Source organism: Acinetobacter sp. USHLN143, assembly GCF_037145695.1.
Classification (GTDB): Bacteria; Pseudomonadota; Gammaproteobacteria; order Pseudomonadales; family Moraxellaceae; genus Acinetobacter; species Acinetobacter fasciculus.
Genome location: NZ_JBBCWZ010000276.1, coordinates 1 through 270, shown reverse-complemented (window position 1 = coordinate 270; position 270 = coordinate 1). Strand labels below are relative to the sequence as shown.

Genomic DNA, 270 nt, shown 5'->3' with positions numbered 1-270 from the left:
GATATGATAAGCTAAAGTGTAGCTATGAGGGGGCAGTTGCATTAGCTTGTATATTTATTTGGCTACCTTTATCGGGTAAATTCTATACTTGAAATGTCAACAGACCCTAATTATCATATAGATATATTTTTTTGACTTCGTATAAGGTGTATTATGTTTATTTTAGAAAAACTAATTGATTCTTGAAAGTAAACAGGCTTCCATTATCAGATATTAAGAGGTCTCAAATTCTTTCTGATAATAGATTAACTAATACTTTTAATTCATCTC

At 28.9% G+C, this 270-nt stretch carries 1 pseudogene; it reads left to right on the top strand.

The annotated features are described in order from the left end of the window. Positions 1–92 (top strand): annotated as a pseudogene (locus WFH18_RS18055) (IS5/IS1182 family transposase); the annotation flags it as partial. Positions 93–270 lie beyond the last annotated feature (178 nt).